The sequence below is a fragment of the Janthinobacterium sp. EB271-G4-3-2 genome (assembly GCF_020858035.1).
Lineage (GTDB): Bacteria > Pseudomonadota > Gammaproteobacteria > Burkholderiales > Burkholderiaceae_D > Janthinobacterium > Janthinobacterium aestuarii.
This window is the reverse complement of the sequence record NZ_JACYMG010000012.1, coordinates 53,720-74,952: the sequence shown is the minus strand read 5'-3', so window position 1 is coordinate 74,952 and position 21,233 is coordinate 53,720. Positions and strand designations below refer to the sequence as shown.

At 62.3% G+C, this 21,233-nt stretch carries 20 protein-coding genes; all 20 read right to left on the bottom strand.

Annotated features, from left to right (window positions below; genetic code table 11):
* Positions 1-8: 8 nt before the first annotated feature.
* Complete coding sequence (gene hisF, locus IGS55_RS22260; RefSeq protein WP_070303800.1) at positions 9-770, bottom strand: imidazole glycerol phosphate synthase subunit HisF; 762 nt, start codon at positions 768-770, stop codon at positions 9-11.
* 61 nt (positions 771-831) lie between these two features.
* Entirely contained in the window at positions 832-1,605 is a 774-nt protein-coding gene (gene hisA, locus IGS55_RS22255) for a 1-(5-phosphoribosyl)-5-[(5-phosphoribosylamino)methylideneamino]imidazole-4-carboxamide isomerase (protein WP_230518930.1), read from the bottom strand.
* Between the two features lie 55 nt (positions 1,606-1,660).
* Complete coding sequence (gene hisH / locus IGS55_RS22250) at positions 1,661-2,299, bottom strand: imidazole glycerol phosphate synthase subunit HisH (protein ID WP_072457435.1); 639 nt, start codon at positions 2,297-2,299, stop codon at positions 1,661-1,663.
* 38 nt (positions 2,300-2,337) lie between these two features.
* Positions 2,338-2,928 carry an imidazoleglycerol-phosphate dehydratase HisB gene (gene hisB, locus IGS55_RS22245; RefSeq protein WP_010402123.1) on the bottom strand — a complete coding sequence of 197 codons (591 nt, stop codon included), beginning with the start codon at positions 2,926-2,928 and terminating at the stop codon, positions 2,338-2,340.
* A gap of 19 nt (positions 2,929-2,947) precedes the next feature.
* The gene (hisC, locus tag IGS55_RS22240) at positions 2,948-4,042 is read right to left on the bottom strand and encodes a histidinol-phosphate transaminase (RefSeq protein WP_230518931.1); all 1,095 of its coding nucleotides are present in this window, start codon (positions 4,040-4,042) and stop codon (positions 2,948-2,950) included.
* Positions 4,043-4,075: 33 nt separating this feature from the next.
* On the bottom strand, positions 4,076-5,017 hold the full coding sequence (locus IGS55_RS22235) for a DNA-methyltransferase (protein ID WP_230518932.1): 942 nt from the start codon (positions 5,015-5,017) through the stop codon (positions 4,076-4,078).
* Positions 5,014-6,339 (bottom strand): histidinol dehydrogenase, encoded by a 1,326-nt coding sequence (gene hisD / locus IGS55_RS22230; RefSeq protein WP_230518933.1) that lies wholly within the window; start codon positions 6,337-6,339, stop codon positions 5,014-5,016. The genes IGS55_RS22235 and hisD overlap by 4 nt, the downstream gene beginning before the upstream one ends.
* A 26-nt stretch (positions 6,340-6,365) precedes the next feature.
* Positions 6,366-7,034 carry an ATP phosphoribosyltransferase gene (gene hisG / locus IGS55_RS22225; protein ID WP_070219646.1) on the bottom strand — a complete coding sequence of 223 codons (669 nt, stop codon included), beginning with the start codon at positions 7,032-7,034 and terminating at the stop codon, positions 6,366-6,368.
* A 12-nt stretch (positions 7,035-7,046) separates the two neighbouring features.
* A complete protein-coding gene (murA, locus tag IGS55_RS22220; protein ID WP_230518934.1) occupies positions 7,047-8,297 on the bottom strand; it encodes a UDP-N-acetylglucosamine 1-carboxyvinyltransferase in 1,251 nt (416 codons plus the stop codon).
* Between the two features lie 4 nt (positions 8,298-8,301).
* Positions 8,302-8,538 (bottom strand): BolA family protein, encoded by a 237-nt coding sequence (locus IGS55_RS22215; RefSeq protein ID WP_034753824.1) that lies wholly within the window; start codon positions 8,536-8,538, stop codon positions 8,302-8,304.
* A 70-nt stretch (positions 8,539-8,608) separates the two neighbouring features.
* Positions 8,609-9,370: an ABC transporter permease gene (locus IGS55_RS22210; protein WP_034753822.1), complete on the bottom strand. Its 762-nt coding sequence runs from the start codon at positions 9,368-9,370 to the stop codon at positions 8,609-8,611.
* Positions 9,367-10,284 (bottom strand): ABC transporter ATP-binding protein, encoded by a 918-nt coding sequence (locus IGS55_RS22205; protein ID WP_230518935.1) that lies wholly within the window; start codon positions 10,282-10,284, stop codon positions 9,367-9,369. The genes IGS55_RS22210 and IGS55_RS22205 overlap by 4 nt, the downstream gene beginning before the upstream one ends.
* Positions 10,285-10,495: 211 nt before the next feature.
* Positions 10,496-10,843, bottom strand: a complete 348-nt coding sequence (locus tag IGS55_RS22200) for an STAS domain-containing protein (RefSeq protein WP_070219654.1) — start codon at positions 10,841-10,843, stop codon at positions 10,496-10,498.
* A 52-nt stretch (positions 10,844-10,895) separates the two neighbouring features.
* Positions 10,896-11,531, bottom strand: coding sequence for an MlaC/ttg2D family ABC transporter substrate-binding protein (locus tag IGS55_RS22195; protein ID WP_128140606.1), 636 nt, complete (start codon positions 11,529-11,531; stop codon positions 10,896-10,898).
* Positions 11,532-11,602: 71 nt separating this feature from the next.
* Positions 11,603-12,484: an MlaA family lipoprotein gene (locus IGS55_RS22190; RefSeq protein WP_230518936.1), complete on the bottom strand. Its 882-nt coding sequence runs from the start codon at positions 12,482-12,484 to the stop codon at positions 11,603-11,605.
* On the bottom strand, positions 12,481-12,951 hold the full coding sequence (gene mlaD, locus IGS55_RS22185) for an outer membrane lipid asymmetry maintenance protein MlaD (RefSeq protein ID WP_230518937.1): 471 nt from the start codon (positions 12,949-12,951) through the stop codon (positions 12,481-12,483). The genes IGS55_RS22190 and mlaD overlap by 4 nt, the downstream gene beginning before the upstream one ends.
* An 80-nt stretch (positions 12,952-13,031) precedes the next feature.
* Positions 13,032-13,814, bottom strand: coding sequence for a lipid asymmetry maintenance ABC transporter permease subunit MlaE (gene mlaE / locus IGS55_RS22180; protein WP_034753807.1), 783 nt, complete (start codon positions 13,812-13,814; stop codon positions 13,032-13,034).
* The gene (locus IGS55_RS22175) at positions 13,811-14,620 is read right to left on the bottom strand and encodes an ABC transporter ATP-binding protein (protein WP_034753922.1); all 810 of its coding nucleotides are present in this window, start codon (positions 14,618-14,620) and stop codon (positions 13,811-13,813) included. Before IGS55_RS22175 ends, mlaE begins: the two co-directional genes overlap by 4 nt.
* 260 nt (positions 14,621-14,880) lie before the next feature.
* Positions 14,881-16,344 carry a glutamate synthase subunit beta gene (locus IGS55_RS22170; protein ID WP_034753804.1) on the bottom strand — a complete coding sequence of 488 codons (1,464 nt, stop codon included), beginning with the start codon at positions 16,342-16,344 and terminating at the stop codon, positions 14,881-14,883.
* Positions 16,345-16,423: 79 nt separating this feature from the next.
* Positions 16,424-21,124 carry a glutamate synthase-related protein gene (locus IGS55_RS22165; protein ID WP_230518938.1) on the bottom strand — a complete coding sequence of 1,567 codons (4,701 nt, stop codon included), beginning with the start codon at positions 21,122-21,124 and terminating at the stop codon, positions 16,424-16,426.
* Positions 21,125-21,233: the final 109 nt, after the last annotated feature.

Genomic DNA, 21,233 nt, shown 5'->3' with positions numbered 1-21,233 from the left:
TGCTGATTTTACGCGAGACGCATGGGGATGCCCTGCTGCGCCATGAAACGCTTGGCTTCCTGCACCGTGTGCTGGCCATAGTGGAAGATGCTGGCGGCCAGCACGGCGTCCGCGCGGCCCACCTTGATGCCGTCGACCAGATCCTGCAAGCCGCCCACGCCGCCCGAGGCGATGACGGGGATGCCGACGGCGTCGGACACGCCGCGCGTCAGGCCCAGGTCGAAGCCGACTTTGGTGCCGTCGCGGTCCATGCTGGTAAGCAAGATTTCGCCGGCGCCCAAGCTTTCCATTTTACGCGCCCATTCGAACGCGTCCAGGCCCGTGGCGGTGCGTCCGCCATGGGTAAACACTTCCCACTTGCCGGGCGACACCTGCTTGGCGTCGATGGCGACGACGATGCATTGCGAGCCGTGCTTTTGCGAGGCCTCGTACACCAGTTGGGGATTCGTCACGGCCGAGGTGTTGATGCTGACCTTGTCGGCGCCCGCGTTGAGCAGCCGGCGCACGTCTTCCACCACGCGCACGCCGCCGCCCACGGTCAGCGGAATGAACACTTGCGACGCGACTGCTTCGATGATGTCGAAGATCAGGCCGCGGTTGTCGCTGGACGCGGTAATGTCGAGGAAAGTGATTTCATCGGCGCCCTGCTCGTCATAGCGGCGGGCGATTTCCACCGGATCGCCGGCGTCGCGCAATTCCGTGAAATTGACGCCTTTGACGACGCGGCCATTGGTCACGTCGAGGCAGGGGATGATACGTTTTGCAAGCATGATGGTATCCAGATTGTCGCCAGGCCAGGGCGTGCGCAGGCACGCTCCCGGCCGGGCAGGCTTAAACGGCGGCGTCGGTCAATTCGTCGGCGCGTTCTTGCGCCTGCGCCAGGTCGATCGTGCCTTCATAGATGGAACGGCCGCAGATCACGCCTTCGATGCCTTCGCCCTGGACCGCGCACAGCGCTTCCACGTCGCCGATATTGTGCAGGCCGCCCGAAGCGATGACGGGGATCTTGACGGCTTGCGCCAGCTTGACGGTGGCGTCGATATTGATGCCGCCCATCATGCCGTCGCGGCCGATGTCCGTGTAGATGATAGCTTCGACGCCGTAGGCTTCGAATTTTTTCGCCAGGTCGATCACTTCGTGGCCCGACATCTTGCTCCAGCCATCCGTTGCCACCTTGCCATCCTTGGCATCGAGGCCGACGATGATGTGGCCGGGGAAAGCGCTGCAGGCGTCATGCAGGAAGCCGGGGCTTTTCACGGCCGCCGTGCCGATGATGATGTAGGTGATGCCGGCGTCGAGGTAGCGCTCGATGGTGTCGAGGTCGCGGATGCCGCCGCCCAGCTGCACGGGGATTTCCTCGATGTCGTTTTCCACGGCGAAATCTTGCACGGCCTTCAGGATGGCCTTGACGGCGCCCTCGTTCTTCGGCTTGCCGGCAAAGGCACCGTTCAGGTCGACCAGATGCAGCCGGCGCGCGCCTTGCATCAGCCAATGGCGGGCCATGTCGGCCGGGTCTTCGGAAAATACGGTGGCAAGTTCCATATCGCCTTGTTTCAGGCGTACGCAGTGACCGTCTTTCAGGTCGATGGCGGGAATGAGCAGCATGGTCAGTGTGATTTAAAAGTGAGTGAGGGGCGGAAAAAAAGCCGGAGAGCTAACGTTAAGGTTGCCAGTGAACGAAATTCTTGTATAGCTGCAAGCCAGCGGCAGCACTTTTTTCAGGGTGGAACTGTGTCGCGAAAATATTATCACGGGCGACGGCGCAAGCGAACGGCGCACCATAGACAGTCTCGCCCACCGTGTGCAACGCCTCTTGAGGTTGAGCAAAATAGCTGTGCACAAAGTAAAAATAGGCGTTGTCGGCGATACCATCCCACATGACATGGGACGCCGTTTGTCGCACTTGGTTCCAGCCCATTTGCGGCACCTTGAAGCGCGAGCCGTCTTCCTGCACCTGGCCGTCGAGCTGGAAGCGCACGACTTTGCCGGGTAGCAAGCCCAGACCGGCCGCGTCGCCCTCTTCGCTGCCGTCGAACAGCATCTGCTCGCCGATGCACACGCCCAGCACGGGCTTGCTGTCGGCGGCGCGCAGCAGCGCTTCGAGCACGCCCGATTCGCGCAGGCTGCGCATGCAGTCGGGCATGGCGCCCTGGCCCGGCAAGACGATGCGGTCGGCGCTGTCGATGTCTTGCGCCAATCCGGAAATGCGCACGTCGGCTTCCGGCGCCACGGCACGCAGCGCTTGCGCCACCGAGCGCAAATTGCCCATGCCGTAATCCACCACCACAATTTTATTCATGTTTGATCCCGGAATCTACAATATAGCGAGAGCGGCGCTCACAGGCTGCCCTTGGTCGATGGAATGATGCCGGCCGCGCGCTCATCGAGCTCGGCAGCCATGCGCAGCGCGCGGCCAAAGGCCTTGAACACGGTTTCGCATTGATGGTGGGCATTCGTACCGCGCAGGTTGTCGATATGCAAGGTCACGCCCGCATGGTTGACGAAGCCGCGGAAAAATTCCAAGGTCAGGTCGACGTCGAAGCCGGCGATCATGGCGCGCGTAAACGGGATATGGTATTCGATGCCAGGACGGCCCGAGAAATCGAGCACCACGCGCGACAGCGCCTCGTCCAGCGGCACGTATGCATGGCCGTAGCGGCGGATGCCCTTCTTGTCGCCGATGGCCTTGGCCACGGCCATGCCCAGAGTGATGCCCACGTCTTCCACCGTATGGTGGTTGTCGATATGCACGTCGCCCGTCGCTTCGATATCGAGGTCGATCAAGCCATGGCGGGCGATCTGGTCCAGCATATGGTCGAGGAAGGGCACGCCAGTGTTCAGCTTTTGCTGGCCGGTGCCATCGAGGTTGAGGGCGACGCGAACTTGCGTCTCATTGGTGTTGCGCGTGATTTCTGCGGTGCGGTTCATGGGAGGCTCTGGCGGTAGGCTAAACGAGGGATGCCTTGAAGGCATCGTAAAAAAGGGAATTTTCTTCCGGGGTGCTGACGCTGATGCGCAGGCAATTGGCCAGCGCAGCATGCATTTTACTCATATTTTTAATTAAAACCCGGCGGGCAAGCAGTTTTGCGCAAACATCGTCGGAATCTGCCACACGAATCAGAAGAAAATTTGCCTTCGAGGGGAACACGGTCACGCCGGGCAGCTCTGCCAGGCGTCGTGCCAGCGCATCGCGCGCGCTGTTGAGCAAGTCCGCCTGGGCATTCAACACATCGAGGTGCTCGAGCGCGAATTCGGCCGCCGTCTGTGTCAGCACATTCACATTGTACGGCGGGCGCACTTTCTCGAATTGCGCCAGCAGGGCCGGCGCGGCCGACATGTAGCCGAGGCGAATGCCGGCCAGGCCCAGTTTCGACACGGTGCGCATTACCACCAGGTTCTCGAACTCGGGCAAACGGCCCATGAAGCTGTGCTGCGCGAACGGCTCGTAGGCTTCGTCGACGACGGCGATGCCCGTGTCACCGAGCGCCGCGAGGATACGTTCGATGTCGGCGCTGGCAAACAGGTTGCCCGTCGGGTTGTTCGGATAGGCGAGGAAGACCAGCGCCGGGCGGTGTTCTTCGATGGCCGCCAGCATGGCCGGCATGTCCAGACTGAAGTCCGGGTTCAACGGCACGCCGACGAAATCCATGCCGGCAAACTGCGCCGAGCGTGCATACATGACGAAGGCGGGAACGGGCGCCAGCAGCACGGCGCGCTTGCCGGGCTCCTGGTGGGCGCAGGCCATGGCCAGGATGGAAATGAGTTCATCGGAGCCGTTGCCCAGCATGACGTCGTAGCCGGCGGGCACGCCGAGCTTGGCGCAGATGGCCGCCTGCAGGCTGGCATACGACGGCGGATAGCGGTTCAGCGCCACGCCAGCCAGGCGCGCGCCCAGTTCCTCGCGCAGATGCGGCGGCAGCGGATACGGGTTTTCCATCGCATCGAGTTTGATGTAACCGCTGGCCTCGGCGACCTGGTAGCTTTTGACGGCCCGCACATCGGAGCGCACGGTGTTGCTGATTAACTGATCGAGGAAAGACATGCTGCAAACACTCCTGATGAAATGAAATGGAGACTAAATGACGACGTCTTCCGGCACGCTGGCGCTGCGCGCCTTGCGGGCCGGCGCTTTTTTCACGGCGGGCGGTTTCTTCACGGCGGCCGGCTTCCTGGCAGCCGCCGGCTTTTTCGCTGCCGCCTTGGCGGCTTTCGGCGCGGCCAATGTGACCGGTTCGGCCAGCTCCTGGGTCAACGCCGCCAATCGCTGTTCGATGATGGCGCAGTAGTCGGGGTTCAATTCAAAGCCGACGAAATCGCGCCCGCAGCGCTTCGCCGCCAGGGCCGTGGTGCCACTGCCCATGAACAGGTCGAGCACCACGCCGCCGGGCGGGCACGACGCCTTGACCATGCGCTCGATGATTTCGAGCGGCTTTTGCGTCGGGTGGTCGGCCCGTTCCGGGTGTTCCTTGTGCAGGCGCGATACGCTCCACAAGTCTTTCGGGTTGTAGCCCACTTCCAGCCATTTGGCGCCGATGAAGATCGAGCGCGAACGGGCTTTCTTGGTGGCCGCGTCGTAGGCGATGCGCACCGCGTCAAGGTCGAAGTAGTAATCCTTGCGCTTGACGAAGAAGCCGATGGTGTCGTGCACCGATGAAAAGCTGCGCACGCTGCCGCCCATGGACGGCACGCGGCGGTCCCAGATGATTTCATTCATCATCGCCATGCGCTGCTTCAGCATGACGAAGATCTCCGGCGAATAGCGCCAGGTGAGGAAGATATACAGGCTGCCGTTGGCTTTGAGCTTGGGCAGCGCCGCATCGATCCACTGTTCCGTCCAGCGCAGGTAGTCGGCCACCGACTGCTGGTCCGAGGCATTGCCGTAATCCTTGCCCAGGTTGTACGGCGGATCCGTCAGGATCAGGTCCACCGAGCCATCGGGAATGCGCGCCAGCCCCGCCAGCGCATCTTCGCAATAGACCCGGTTGACCCAGTCCGGCTGCTCCGCCAACTTCGTCATGGCTGCGGCTTCAGGCGCAGTTCGGCGCTGCGCGCGTGCGCCTGCAAGCCTTCGCCGTACGCCAGCGTGGCGGCGACACGGCCCAGGGTCTGCGCGCCCGCTTCGCTCACGTGAATGATGGACGAACGCTTCTGGAAGTCGTACACGCCCAGCGGCGACGAAAAGCGCGCCGTGCGCGACGTCGGCAGCACGTGATTGGGACCGCAGCAATAGTCGCCCAGCGATTCGGACGAGAAGCGGCCGAGGAAGATGGCGCCCGCGTGGCGGATCTGCTCGGCCCACTGCTGCGGGTTTTCCGCCGAGATTTCCAGGTGCTCGGCCGCGATGGCATTGGCGATCTCGCACGCCTCTTGCATGCTGCGCACCTTGATCAGGGCGCCGCGGTCGGCCAGCGAGGTGCTGATGGTGGCCTGGCGCGGCATCGTCGGCAGCAGCTTGGCGATGCTCTCTTCGACTTTCGCGATGTAGTCCGCGTCCGGACACAGCAGAATCGCCTGCGCCAGTTCGTCGTGCTCGGCCTGCGAAAACAGGTCCATCGCGACCCAGTCCGGGTCCGTCGTGCCATCGCACAGCACGAGGATTTCAGACGGCCCCGCGATCATGTCGATGCCGACGATGCCGAACACGCGGCGCTTGGCGGCGGCCACGTAGGCGTTGCCGGGGCCGACGATTTTATCCACGGCGGTGATGCTCTGTGTTCCATACGCCAGCGCGCCGACGGCTTGCGCGCCGCCGATCGTGATCACGCGCGTCACGCCGGCGATCGCGGCGGCGGCCAGCACCATCTGGTTTTTCACGCCATCGGGCGTCGGCACCACCATGATGATTTCGCCCACGCCCGCCACGTGCGCGGGAATGGCGTTCATCAGCACGGACGACGGATACGCGGCCTTGCCGCCCGGGACGTAGATGCCGACCCGGTCCAGCGGCGTGATCTTCTGTCCCAGCACCGTGCCGTCGGGCTCGGTGTAGGTGAAGCCGCGCAATTCCTCGCGCTGGCGTTCGTGGAAGGCGCGGATGCGCTGGGCGGCGATCTGCAGCGCCTCGCGCTGCGCCGATGGCAAGCCGTTCAGGGCCGCCTGCAATTCGGCTTGCGAAATATCGAAGGCCGCCATTTCCGCCGCGCCGCCATGCGGGATGCGGTCGAAACGGTTCGTGTATTCCAGTACCGCGGCGTCGCCGCGCGTTTTCACGTCGGCCAGGATTTTTGCGACCGACGTTTCAATCGCCGCATCGGTGCCCGCCTCGAACGCCAGCAAGGTGTCGAGCGATTGTTGGAAACCATCCTGGCTTGAATCGAGCTTGCGTATCTGTATCGGCATAATCGGCTTTCTGCTACTGAAGGTGTCTAGGCTTGCGAAGCGCGTTCAAACGCCTCGATAATCGGCTGCAAGCGCTCGCGCTTGAGCTTGAGCGCGGCCTGGTTGACCACCAGGCGCGACGAAATTTCCATGATGTGCTCGACCTCGACGAGGTTGTTCGCGCGCAGGGTGCTGCCCGTGCTGACCAGATCGACGATGGCGTCGGACAGGCCGACCAACGGTGCCAGCTCCATCGAGCCATACAGCTTGATCAGGTCGACGTGCACGCCCTTGGCGGCGAAGTGCTCGCGCGCCGTGTGCACGAACTTGGTGGCCACGCGCAATCGCGCGCCCTGGTGCACGGCCTTTTCGTAGTCGAAGCCGGCCTGCACCGCCACCGACATGCGGCAAGAAGCGATATTCAGGTCGATCGGCTGGTACAGGCCTTCGCCGCCGTGTTCGAGCAGGACATCCTTGCCCGCCACGCCGAAGTCGGCCGCGCCGTACTGCACGTAGGTCGGCACGTCGCTGGCGCGCACGATGATGACGCGCACGTTCGGATCGTTGGTGGCCAAAATCAGCTTGCGCGAGGTCTCCGGGTTTTCCAGCACCTTGATGCCGGCCGCTTCCAGCAGCGGCATGGTGTCCTCAAAAATGCGGCCTTTCGACAGCGCCAGAATCAGCTGGGAGCTGTCACCGTTGTTCGATCCGTTCATGCTCGTTCCTTGTTATTTGATGCGTACGATATTCGCGCCGACGGCCGACAGCTTCACTTCCATGCGGTCGTAGCCGCGGTCGAGGTGATAGATGCGGTCGATCAGGGTTTCACCATCGGCGGCCAGGGCCGCGATCACCAGCGACGCCGACGCGCGCAGGTCGGTCGCCATCACGGGCGCGCCGCGCAGCTGCTTGACGCCGGCGATGATGGCCGTGTTGCCCTCGATGGTGATGTCGGCGCCCAGGCGGTTCATTTCCTGCACGTGCATGTAGCGGTTCTCGAAGATCGTCTCGGTGACGCGGCTGGCGCCATTGGCGATCGTGTTGACGGCCATGAACTGCGCCTGCATGTCGGTCGGGAAGCCCGGGTACTCCGTCGTGCGGAAGCTGACGGGGTTCGGACGGGCCGACATCTCGGCGCGGATCCAGTCGGCGCCGAAGGTCATCGTCAGGCCCATGGCGCGCAGCTTGTCGAGCGCAGAGTCGAGGATATCGGTGCGCACGTTGCGCAGGGTGATATCGCCGCCGGTGGCCGCCACGGCGCACAGGAAGGTGCCCGTTTCGATACGGTCGGCGATCACCGCGTGCGAGGCGCCGTGCAGGGCGTCCACGCCCTGGATCACCAGGCGGCTGGTGCCGATGCCGTCGATCTTCGCGCCCATGGCCACCAGCAGGTGGGCCAGGTCGGTCACTTCCGGTTCGCAGGCGGCGTTTTCCAGGATGGTCTCGCCTTCGGCCAGGGTCGCGGCCATCAGCAAATTCTCGGTGCCGGTGACGGTGATCATGTCGGTGACGATGCGCGCGCCTTTGAGCTTGGCGCACTTGGCGTAGATGTAGCCCGCTTCGATGCGGATCTCGGCGCCCAGCGCCTCCAGCCCCTTGATGTGCTGGTCGACGGGGCGCGAACCGATGGCGCAGCCGCCCGGCAGCGAGACCTTGGCTTCGCCGAAGCGCGCCAGCATGGGGCCCAGCACGAGGATCGAGGCGCGCATGGTTTTTACCAGTTCATACGGCGCTTCCAGGGTGTCGATGGCGCTGCCGTTGAGGACCACGCGGTCGCCGTCCTGCCGCACTTTCAAGCCCGTCTGGCCCAGCAGTTTCAACATGGTGGCCACGTCGTGCAGGTGCGGCACGTTGGTCAGATCCAGGTCGCCCGCGGTCAGGAGACCCGCGCACAGGATGGGCAGGGCGGCGTTTTTCGCGCCGGAGATGGCGATGTCGCCGTTCAGGCGGTTGCCGCCGTTGATGAGGAGCTTGTCCATGTGCTTATCCTTGGAATTCTTCAGGTGTCAGGGTTTTCATCGACAGCGCGTGGATTTCCTCGCGCATGCGGTCGCCCAGCGCCGCGTAGACGATCTGGTGGCGCTGGATCAGACGCTTGCCGGCAAACGCGGGCGAGACGATCACGGCCTGGAAGTGCTGGCCATCGCCCTCCACTTCGAGGTGCGTGCATTCGAGGCCGGCAGACAGATAGCCGTGGATCAGTTCTGGAGTGGTGGTCACGATAATTCCTTGATATTGAATAGTGTAGTGATGTGATGTGCCGCAATCAACGGCGCAATTGGTGTCGCAACTAGTGACGCAAACGATAGCCGCTTTTCAGCAGGCGGATCGATGCCAGCGCCAGGATCACGAGGAAGCCGGCGACGATGGAAAGACTGAGCCATGGGCTGACGTCGGACACGCCGAAGAAGCCGTAGCGAAAGCCGTCGATCATGTAGAAGAAGGGGTTCAAATGCGATACCGTCTGCCAGAAGGCGGGGAGCGAGTGGATCGAATAGAACACGCCCGACAAAAAGGTGGCCGGCATGATCAGGAAGTTCTGGAAGGCGGCCAGCTGGTCGAATTTCTCGGCCCAGATGCCGGCGATCAGGCCCATGGTGCCCAGCATGGCGGCGCCGAGAAACGCGAAGACGACGATCCACAGGGGCGCGACGAACGACAGGTCGGCGAACCAGCACGTGATGGCGAACACGCCAAAGCCCACGGCCAGGCCGCGCGCGACGGAAGCGAGTACATACGCCGAGAAGATTTCCCAGTGCGACAGGGGAGTGAGCAGCACGAACACCAGGTTGCCCGTGATCTTCGACTGGATCAGCGAGGACGAGGAATTGGCGAACGCGTTTTGCAGCACGCTCATCATCACCAGGCCGGGAATCAGAAAGGCCGTGTAGCTGACGCCGGGACTCGGCTCCACGCGGCCGTCGAGCACATGGCCGAACACCAGCAGGTACAGCATCGACGTGAGCACGGGCGCGGCCACGGTTTGCGTCGCCACTTTCCAGAAGCGCAGCGTCTCTTTGTAGACGAGGGTGCGAAATCCTGTCGAAATCATACGGTACCTTTATCCATGATCTGCAAGAAGATATCTTCCAGGTCGGCTTGTTGCAATTGCATTTCATCGATCTCGGCACCCGCTTCGCGCAGGCGGGCGAGGATTTTTTCGACTTCGCTGTATTCGTTGACGCGCAGGCTGAACTTGTTCGGCGCCTGCTGCTCTTCCGCATGCAGCACCAGGTGCCGCAGGTCGTCCGGCAGGCTGCCGTTTTTGAGGTGCACCTGCAGTTGCGAGCCGGCGATGCGGCGGATCAGGGCCGACATGGTGTCGAGCGCCACCACCTTGCCCGTCTTCAGCATGGCCACGCGCTGGCACATGGCTTGGGCCTCTTCCAGGTAGTGGGTGGTCAGCACAACCGTGTGGCCGCCTTCGCGGTTCAGGCGCGAGATGAACTTCCACAGGGTCTGGCGCAGTTCCACGTCGACGCCGGCGGTCGGCTCATCGAGCACGATGACGGGCGGCTTGTGCACCAGCGCCTGCGCCACGAGCACGCGGCGCTTCATGCCGCCGGACAGCGCGCGCATGTTGGTGTCGGCTTTGCCGGTGAGGTCGAGGTTTTCCATGACCTCGTCGATCCACTTGTCGTTGTTCGGCAGGCCGAAATAGCCGGACTGCAGGCGCAAGGTTTCGCGCACGGTGAAAAACGGATCGAACACCAGTTCCTGCGGCACCACGCCCAGGTTGCGGCGCGCGCTGCGAAAGTCCTTGACCACGTCGTGGCCATGGATCTTGACGGTGCCCGCGTCGGGGCGTATCAGGCCGGCGATGATGGAAATGAGGGTGGTCTTGCCGGCGCCGTTGGGACCGAGCAGGCCGAAAAACTCGCCTTCTTCGATGGCCAGCGACACGCCGCCCAGCGCCTTGAGCGATTTATAGCTCTTTTCTACATTCGTTATTTGAATTGCGGTCATGTGCTTGTTTCAAGTGTAATGCGTCTGGTGTGATGCGCCAGTTGCCGGAGACATCGAGGCCGGCAGGCCGGTGCAGGGCGCCACCTTCAGGCGAGGACGGCGCAACAGTCAATTATAGTTGGAAAATTCGTGGAACACTTGGAGATCAATCCGGCGGCGCTGCTGGCCTGCCGGCTTGAAAGCTACTGCTGATGCGGGGAGTGGGACAGGATCAATGATGATGCAGGTCGGACGGGCTGCGTTCGGCGTGGCCGCCGGCGCTGGCGCAGTCGTCGGCCGTCAGCGTGCTCGAGACGAGCGAGCAGACGCCATACAGCTTGGTGAGGTTTTTCAGGTTGTTCGGCAGGTTTTTCAGCTCCAGCACGCCGCCGGCATCCTGCGCGGCGCGCTGCCACGTCAGCATGACGGAAACGGCGGCCGAATCGACAGCCTTGACGTTGCGCAAGTCGAACTTCGTCTGACCCGAGCGGATGGCGTCCAGACCCTGCTCCAATGCCGAAGTGGCATTGTGCACGGTCAGGGAAGTCAGGGACTGCAAGGTGTCGAGAGAGTCGGGCATGGCGTCGGGCTGCGCTGGTCTGGAGCTGGGTCAGGAGCTATATGATAGCCGATTATTTGGCTTTGGCAGCGGGACGGCTGGCCAGGGCCTTGTTTTTCGCGGCCAGGGTCTTGATCAGGCCATCGATGCCGCCCTTGCTGATCTCGCTGGCGAAGCTGCTTTTGTACGTTTCCACCAGCCACGCGCCCAGCACGTTGATGTCATAGATCTTCCAGCCGGACGGGGTTTTCGCCACGCGGTAGTTCAGGGGCACGGGTTCACCGCGCGCCACGTTCACTTGCGAACGGACTTCCACTTCCGTGTCGGCCGGGTCGGCGCGCAGCGGCTTGAATTCCACGGTTTCGTTCTTGATCTGCGACAGGGCGCCCGAGTACGTGTAGATCAGCAAGGTACGGAATTCCGCGGCCAGCTGCTTTTGCTGGTCGGGCGTGGCGTCGCGCCAGTGGCGGCCGGCAGCCAGCGACGTCATGCGCTGGAAATCCACGTACGGCAAGATCTTGCTTTCCACCAATTCGGTGACGCGCTTGATATCGCCAGCCTGGATGGCCTTGTCGGCCTTGGCCGTGTCGATCACGTCCTGGCTGATGCGTTTGACCAGCACGTCCGGTGCTTCGACAGCAGGGGCGGCCTGGGCGGCGGTGGCAAAGGCGATGGTGGCCATCGCCAGCAGTTGTTTCATCAATTTCATGGTTTTACCTTTCATGGTGTTGCTATGCACCGGCTGGCGTTGATCGCAGCCGTGGTGTTCTTGCGTCCAGTTTACTCCTGCGGCCTGGCCTGCGAAGCAACGGTATTGCTACCAGATGTTACGAGGTCCGCCGGCGCCACATCGGCGGCGGCCGTGGCCGCAGGCGCGTCATTGGCAGGCTGCGGTTTTGCCTCGTACTCCGGCTCGTAATCGCTGGTGTCGTTTTTTGGCACTTTGCGGTCGCGGCGGTCCGTATCGCCATCGAACACCTTGCTTTCGCGCGCCTGCAGGAAGCCGTCGCGGATGAACTCATAACGGTCCAGCGCGGCCGCTTCCATCAGGTTCGTCGCGTCGAGCAGCGCGGCGCGCTTGTCAACCACGCGCGTCACCGTGCCGATATTGCGCACATAGGCCGGATCCTTGTAGCGCCATGGGTCGCCCGCGATATCGAGCGGCAGGGCCGCCGTGTCGCGCACGGTCGATGGGCCCAGCAGCGGCAGCATCACGTACGGACCGGACTGGACGCCATACCAGCCCAGGGTCTGGCCAAAGTCTTCGTTATGCTTGGGAATGCCGGCCTGCGAGGCGATGTCGATCAGACCGAAGATACCGAAAGTCGAGTTCATGCTGACGCGCACGACATCTTGCAAGCCCGCTTCGCCCTTGCCTTGCAGCAAGTTGTTCATGGCGCTCCACACATCGGACAAGTTGCCGAAGAAGTTGCCCACGCCTGTTTGCACGAACGATGGCGTGACCTTCTTGTAGGCTGTGGCGACCGGCTTCAAGGCCACCTGGTCGACGGTGTCGTTGAACTTGAACATGGCGCGGTTATACCCTTCCAGCGGGTCGCGCGGATTGGGGCCGGTGGCGCAAGCGCTCACGCTGGCGGCGATGGCCAGGGCCAGGCCGATACGTACCAGACTGCCTTGGGATTGTTTGTTCGACTCGCTCATTTGCTGTCCTTTCCTTCCGCTGCCTTGCTGTAGATGAACTGATTGATCAGGTCTTCCAGCACTGTGGCCGATTGAGTACGGGCGATCTTGTCGCCCTCTGCCAGGTTGGCCAAATCGCCGCCTGCTTCCAGGCCGATATATTGCTCACCCAGCAAACCGGCCGTCAAAATCTTGGCCGAGCTGTCTTTCGGAAATTTGTAGCCATCTTCGATGTCGAGTTTCACCAGCGCCTGGTAGGTCTTGTCGTCAAAGACGATTTCCGAGACCCGGCCCACCACCACGCCAGCGCCCTTGACGGGCGCCTGCGGCTTGAGGCCGCCAATATTGTCGAACTTCGCACTAATGGTATACGTCTTGCTGAAAGACAGCGAGCTCATATTGCCGGCCTTGAGCGCCAGAAACATCAATGCCGCCACACCGAGCAAGACGAACAAGCCGACCCAGATATCCAAAGATTTACGTTGCATAAACAATCCTAAATAATTTTTACTTGCCGCCACCTGCGCAGAACACTGCCCAGGCCGATAATTTTGTCGCCTATCGGCAATTACTTGCTAAACATCAATGCCGTCATCATGAAGTCGAGCCACCACACCATCAACGACGAAATGACCACCGTGCGCGTGGTGGCGCCGGACACGTCTTCCGGCGTCGGCTGTGCCTGGTACCCCTGGAACAGCGCGATGAAGGTCACCGCGATGCCGAACACCAGGCTCTTGATGGTGCCGTTGCCCACTTCTTTCCAGACATCCACGCCGCCTTGCATCTGCGACCAGAACGAGCCTTCGTCGACGCCGATCAGCACCACGCCGACCAGGTAGCTGCCGATGATGCCGACGGCCGTGAAGATGGCGCCCAGGATCGGCATGGCGATCACGCCGGCCCAGAAACGGGGCGCCAGCACGCGCTGGATCGGGTTCACGGCCATCATTTCCATGGCCGACAGTTGCTCGCCCGCCTTCATCAGGCCGATTTCCGCCGTCAGCGACGTGCCGGCACGGCCCGCGAACAGCAGCGCCGTCACGACGGGGCCCAGTTCGCGCGTCAGGGACAGCGCCACCAGCAAGCCCAGCGACTGCTCGGCGCCATACGTGGTCAGGGTGTAATACCCTTGCAAACCCAGCACCATGCCGACAAACAGGCCGGAGACGGCGGTAATCACCAGCGAGCGGTTACCGATAAAAAACAGTTGTTCAATCACCAGGCGCGGACGGCGCCACAGGCCGCCCGACGAGGCGATGATGATGAAAAACGAACGCACGGCAAAGCCGAGGTCTTGTACCGAACGACGCAACCACGCTCCGATCGCCGCCAGGAAGCGCGCGATCATCGGCCGCCCCCCGCCTGCAGACCCAGGTCGTCGGCCAGCGACTTGCCCGGATAATGGAACGGCACGGGGCCATCGGCCTCGGCATTGACGAACTGCTTGACGTACGGATGCGTCGACACGGCCATCTCGGCCGGCGTGCCGTGCGCCACGATCTTGCCCGATGACAGAAAATAGACGTAATCAGCGATGGCGAAACACTCCTTCACATCGTGCGATACCAGGATAGACGTGGAGCCCAGCGCATCGTTCAAATTGCGGATCAAATTGGCCGTCACGCCCATGGAAATCGGGTCCAGGCCGGCGAACGGCTCGTCGTACATGATCAGTTCGGGGTCGAGCGCGATGGCGCGCGCCAGCGCGACGCGGCGGCCCATGCCGCCCGAGATCTCGGCCGGCTTCAACTGCGCCGCATTGCGCAATCCCACGGCGTGCAGTTTCATCAGCACCAGGGTGCGGATCAGCTCTTCATTCAAGTCCGTGTGTTCGCGCAGGGGGAACGCCACATTTTCGAACGCCGTCAAGTCCGTAAACAGCGCGCCGTGCTGGAACAGCATGCCCATCTTGCGGCGCAGCTGGTATAACTCGTCGGTTCCCAGCGTATGCACGATCTGGCCGTCCACATTTACGGAACCGGAACTGGGGCGCAGCTGCCCGCCGATCAGGCGCAGTACGGTCGTCTTGCCACTGCCGGAGCCACCCATGACGGCCACAACTTTTCCACGTGGGAAATCCATTTGAAGGCCCGATAAAATCGAACGTTCTCCATAGGCAAAGTGTAAATCACGGATCTCAACAAGATTTGGCACGACGAAGCTCACTATTTTAATGGCGTATTGTAGTGCAGAAACGCCAACCTCTGCTGAGACACCCCTGCTTACAGCCCGGGACAGGGGAAGAATACAACACTAATGAATCGAAAGTCAGATATTGTAGTGGAAATTCGGCCGCCATATCGCGTCCCCATCGAGCCGCGTTCACGGCCATTGACCTGACAGCCAAAAATAACAAAAGCCACGTCGCGATCCGCGCCGTGGCCCTGGCAAAAAACGAACAATTGCTCGTTTTTTTAGCGCGGCAGCAGCGATGCCCCCATCAGGAACTCATCGACGGCGCGCGCGCACTGGCGCCCTTCGCGGATGGCCCAGACCACCAGCGACTGGCCACGGCGCATGTCGCCGGCAGCAAACACCTTGGCCACCGACGTCTGGTAGCAGCCGGCGCCATCCGTTGTCGCCTTGACATTGCCGCGCGCATCCGTATCGACGCCGAATGCTTCCAGCACTTGTTGTACAGGTGAAACAAAACCCATGGCCAGGAAGACCAGGTCGGCCTTCATCTCGAATTCCGAGTTCGGCACCTCGCTCATCTTGCCGTCTTTCCACTCGACTCGGCAGGCGATCAGCTTTTCCACCTTGCCGCCCTTGCCTTCGAAACGCTTGGTGGCCACGGCCCAGTCGCGCTCGCAGCCTTCCTCGTGCGAGGACGAGGTACGCAGCTTGGTCGGCCAGTACGGCCAGACGAGCGGCTTGTTTTCCTGTTCCGGCGGCTGCGGCATCAGTTCGAACTGGGCCACCGAGGCGGCGCCATGGCGGTTCGACGTGCCGACGCAGTCGGAACCCGTGTCGCCGCCGCCGATCACCACCACGTGCTTGCCCGTGGCCTTGATCTGGTCCTTGAGCTTGTCGCCCGCGTTGACCTTGTTTTGCAGCGGCAGGAAATCCATGGCGAAATGCACGCCTTTCAGTTCGCGGCCCGGTACGGGCAAGTCGCGCGGCTGCTCGGCGCCGCCGGCCATGATGACGGCGTCAAATTCTTTTTCCAGGTCTTCCGGGAAAATGGTTTCCTTGGCCCAGTTGTTCACGTGGGCAGGGAAATCCTTGCCGACCAGCACGCTGGTGCGGAACACCACGCCTTCGGCTTCCATCTGTTTCACGCGCAGGTCGATGTGCGATTTTTCCATCTTGAAGTCGGGGATGCCGTAACGCAGCAAGCCGCCGACCCGGTCGCTCTTTTCAAACACGGTGACGGCGTGGCCGGCGCGCGCCAGCTGCTGCGCGGCCGCCAGGCCGGCAGGGCCGGAACCGACGATGGCTACTTTCTTGCCGGTGCTGAATCCCGCCGGCTGCGGCGTGACCCAGCCGTGCTCCCAGCCCATGTCGATGATTTTATGTTCGATCGACTTGATGCCGACCGGATCTTCGTGGATGCCCAGGGTGCAGGCCGATTCGCACGGCGCCGGGCAGATGCGGCCCGTGAATTCCGGGAAGTTATTCGTCGAATGCAGGACGTCGAGCGCTTCGCGGTAGTTACCGCGGTACACCAGGTCATTCCAGTCGGGAATGATGTTATTCACGGGGCAGCCCGTGGTGCAGAACGGGATGCCGCAGTCCATGCAGCGCGCGCCTTGCACAGTCGCTTGCGCATCCGACAGGTGCAGCACGAATTCCTTGTAGTTCTTCAGGCGCGCGGCAGGCTCCAGATAGTGTTCGTCCTGGCGCTTGAATTCCATGAAGCCGGTAATTTTACCCACGATAGTTCCTTTGTATTTGGCTGGCGGGGAGCGGCCGGGCCGCTCCCTGGTCATTCATTTGGCAATGAGCTTGGCTGGCTCAGGCGGCGACGGCTTGGACTTCCATGGCGGCGTCAGCTGCCATTTCAATCAGCGCACGCTTGTATTCGTTCGGGAAGACTTTCACGAACTTGCCGCGCGCCGCGGCCCAGTCGTCGAGCAAGACGCGGGCGCGGGTGCTGCCCGTGTGCTTGAAATGACGCTCGATCAGGCGCTTGAGGATGACCTCGTCCGCTTCCGGCACGCCGTCGCGGTGCTGCGTGTGCCAGGCGTCGCGGTCGACGTGCTGTTCCGCCGCCGACACGACCTTGTCCAGGCTGACCATGGCCGTGTTGCACTTGCTGGCAAAGTCGCCGGCCGGGTCATACACATAGGCGATGCCGCCCGACATGCCGGCCGCGAAGTTGCGTCCCGTGTTGCCCAGCACCACCACCGTGCCGCCCGTCATGTATTCGCAGCCATGGTCGCCCAGGCCCTCGACCACCGTGGTGGCGCCCGAGTTGCGCACGGCAAAGCGTTCGCCGGCCACGCCGTTGAAGAACGCTTCGCCGGCGATGGCGCCGTACAGCACCGTGTTGCCGATGATGATGTTGTCCACGGCCCAGCCGCGGAACTCGGTATTGGGCCGCACGATGATGCGCCCGCCCGACAAGCCTTTACCGACGTAATCGTTGCCTTCACCCACCAGGTCGATCGTGATGCCGTGCGCCAGGAAGGCGCAGGCCGACTGGCCCGCCGTGCCTTGCAGCTGGATGTGGATGGTGTCGTCCGGCAAGCCGGCGTGGCCGTATTTCTTCGCCACTTCGCCGGACAGCATGGTGCCCACCGTGCGGTTCAGGTTGCGCACGGGCGAGATGAACGAGACGCGCTCGCCCTTTTCCAGCGCCGCGCGCGCTTGCGCGATCAGCTTGTGGTCGAGCGCTTTCTCCAGCGCATGGTCCTGGAATTCCACGTGGCGGCAGGCTTGGCCATCTGGCGTTTCCGGCTTGTGGAAGATGGCCGAGAAGTCCAGGCCCTGCGCCTTCCAGTGCGAAATCGCCTTCGATTTATCGAGCAAGTCGACCCGGCCGATCAGTTCGTCATACGTACGGATGCCCAGCTGCGCCATCAATTGACGGGCTTCCTCGGCAACGAAGAAGAAGTAATTGACGACATACTCGGGTTTGCCCGAGAACTTGGCGCGCAGCACCGGATCTTGCGTGGCCACGCCCACCGGACAGGTGTTCAGATGGCATTTGCGCATCATGATGCAGCCTTCGACCACCAGCGGCGCCGTGGCGAAACCGATCTCGTCGGCGCCCAGCAGGGCGGCGATGACCACGTCGCGGCCCGTTTTCATCTGGCCGTCGGCCTGCACGCGGATGCGGCTGCGCAAGCCGTTCAAGACCAGCGTTTGTTGCGTTTCAGCCAGACCCAGCTCCCATGGCGTGCCCGCATGCTTCACGGACGACAGTGGCGACGCGCCCGTGCCGCCATCGTGGCCGGCAACAACGACGTGGTCGGCTTTCGCCTTGGTGACGCCGGCGGCGACCGTGCCGATACCCACTTCCGACACCAGCTTCACGGAGATCGACGCGCGCGGATTGGCGTTCTTCAAGTCATGGATCAGCTGCGCCAGGTCTTCGATCGAATAGATATCGTGGTGCGGCGGCGGCGAAATCAGGCCCACGCCCGGCACGGAAAAGCGCAGGCTGGCGATGTATTCCGACACTTTATGGCCTGGCAACTGGCCGCCTTCGCCCGGTTTCGCGCCTTGCGCCATCTTGATCTGGATCTGGTCGGCCGAGTTCAGGTAGGCGGCCGTGACGCCGAAACGTCCGGACGCCACCTGCTTGATGCGCGAACGCATGGAATCGCCTTCCTGCAGCGGAATGTCGACGACGATCTGCTCGGCGCCCACGACGGAGGCCATGGTGTCGCCCTGGCGGATCGGGATGCCCTTCAATTCCTGCGTGTAGCGGTTCGGATCTTCGCCGCCCTCGCCCGTGTTCGACTTGCCGCCGATGCGGTTCATGGCCACTGCCAGGGTCGCGTGCGCTTCCGTGCTGATGGAACCGAGCGACATGGCGCCCGTGGCGAAACGCTTGACGATTTCCTTGGCCGGTTCCACTTCATCGAGCGGGATCGCCTTGGTCGGGTCGAGCTTGAACTCGAACAGGCCGCGCAAGGTCAGGTGGCGACGGCTCTGGTCGTTGATGATTTGCGCGTACTCTTTATAGCTGGAGAAATTGTTGCTGCGCGTGGAATGCTGCAGCTTGGCAATCGCGTCCGGCGTCCACATATGGTCTTCACCGCGTACGCGGAACGCATACTCGCCGCCCGCGTCGAGCTTGTCGGACAGCACGGGGTCGTTGCCGAAGGCCAGCGCGTGCAGGCGCAGCGCTTCTTCCGCCACTTCAAACACGCCGATGCCTTCCACGTTGGACGCCGTGCCCTTGAAGTATTTGTCGACCAGCGACTTGTTCAAGCCAATCGCTTCGAAGATTTGCGCGCCGCAGTAGGACATGTAGGTCGAAATACCCATCTTCGACATGACCTTCATCAAGCCCTTGCCGACGGCCTTGGTGTAGTTATAGATGGCTTTGTCGCCCGACAAATCGCCCGGCAAGCCATGCGCCATATCGGCCAGGGTTTCCATGGCCAGATACGGGTGGACGGCTTCCGCGCCATAGCCAGCGAGCAAGGCGAAGTGGTGGGTTTCGCGGGCCGAGCCCGTTTCCACGACGAGGCCCGTGGAGGCGCGCAAGCCCTTGCTCACCAGGTGCTGGTGCACGGTGGAGGTGGCCAGCAGCGCAGGGATCGCCACCTGGTCGGCGCAAATGGCGCGGTCCGAGACGATCAGGATATTGTGGCCGGATTTCACGGCGTCGACGGCTTCCGCGCACAGCGAGGCCAGGCATGCTTCCACGCCTTCCTTGCCCCAGGCCAGCGGGTAGCAGATATCGAGTTCGTACGACTTGAACTTGCCGCCCGTGTGGGCGCTGATGTTGCGCAGACGGGCCATGTCGTCAAAGCCCAGCACGGGCTGCGCCACTTCCAGGCGCATCGGCGGATTGACGTTGTTGGTATCGAGCAAGTTCGGTTTCGGGCCGATAAAGGACACGAGCGACATCACCATCGCCTCGCGGATCGGGTCGATCGGTGGGTTCGTCACTTGCGCGAACAGCTGCTTGAAGTAGTTATACAGCGGTTTGAGCTTGTTCGACATGACGGCCAGCGGCGAGTCATTGCCCATCGAGCCCGTCGCTTCTTCGCCGGCCACGGCCATTGGCGCCATGAGGAATTTCAAGTCTTCCTGCGTATAGCCGAACGCCTGCTGGCGGTCGAGCAAGGACGGCTGGGCTTTTTCGCCCTGCGCGCGGTCCTGTTTCGCCTGGCCTTCGGCCAGCTTGATCTCGTCGAGCTTGATGCGCACGGAGTTGATCCACGCCTTATAGGGCTTGGCGTTGGCGTAGGTGTTTTTCAATTCCTGGTCGTCGATGATGCGGCCCGCTTCCAGGTCGATCAGGAACATTTTGCCAGGTTGCAAGCGCCATTTCTGGATGATTTTCGACTCGGGAATCGGCAGCACGCCCGATTCCGACGCCATCACCACGAGGTCGTCGTCCGTGACGATGTAGCGGGCCGGGCGCAAGCCATTGCGGTCCAGCGTGCCGCCGATATGGCGGCCGTCCGTAAACGCCATGGCGGCCGGGCCGTCCCACGGTTCCATCATCGCCGCGTGGTATTCATAGAAGGCGCGGCGGTTGTCATCCATCGTCGTGTGGTTTTCCCACGCTTCCGGAATCATCATCATCATCGCCTGGGCGATCGGATAACCTGCCATCAGCAGCAGCTCGAGCGCATTGTCGAAGCAGGCCGTGTCGGACTGGCCTTCATAAATCAGGGGGAACAGCTTTTGCAGGTCGTCGCCCAGCACGGCAGACTTCATCACGCCTTCGCGCGCGCGCATCCAGTTGAAGTTGCCTTTGACGGTGTTGATCTCGCCGTTGTGGGCGATCAGGCGGTACGGGTGGGCCAGCGGCCATTCGGGGAAGGTATTCGTCGAGAAACGCTGGTGGACCAGGGCCAGGGCCGAGATGCAGCGCGCGTCCTGCAAGTCCTTGTAGTACACGCCCACCTGGTCGGCCAGCAGCAAACCTTTATAGACAATCGTGCGCGCCGACATCGACGGCACGAAGAATTCTTTGCCGTGCAACAGTTTCAAGGCCTGGATGGCGTGACCCGACGATTTGCGGATCACATACAGTTTGCGCTCGAGCGCGTCGGTGACCATGATGTCCGGGCCGCGGCCGATGAAGATCTGGCGGATGACGGGTTCCTTGGCGCGCACGGTGGGCGACATCGGCATGTCCGTATCGATGGGCACGTTGCGCCAGCCCAGTACGACCTGGCCCTCGATGCGCACGGCGCGTTCGATTTCCTGTTCGCAAGCGATGCGCGATGCGTGTTCCTTCGGCAGGAAAACCATGCCCACGCCGTATTCGCCAGGCGGCGGCAATTCCACGCCCTGCTTGGCCATTTCTTCGCGGTAGTACTGGTCGGGAATCTGGATCAGGATGCCGGCGCCATCGCCCATCAGCGCATCGGCGCCCACGGCGCCCCGGTGATCGAGGTTTTTCAGTATCAGCAAACCCTGTTCGACGATCGAATGGGTCTTGTTGCCCTTGATATGGGCGACGAAACCGACGCCGCAGGCATCGTGTTCATTGGCTGGGTCGTACAGGCCTTGCGCTTTCATGGGCTTCTCCGCTGCATATGACTATCGAAAAACTAGAGTAGTGCAACGCAACAAAAAACTCAACCAGAACAATTAGGGTCGGAGTCGAATTAAATTCGATTCCGTCGCT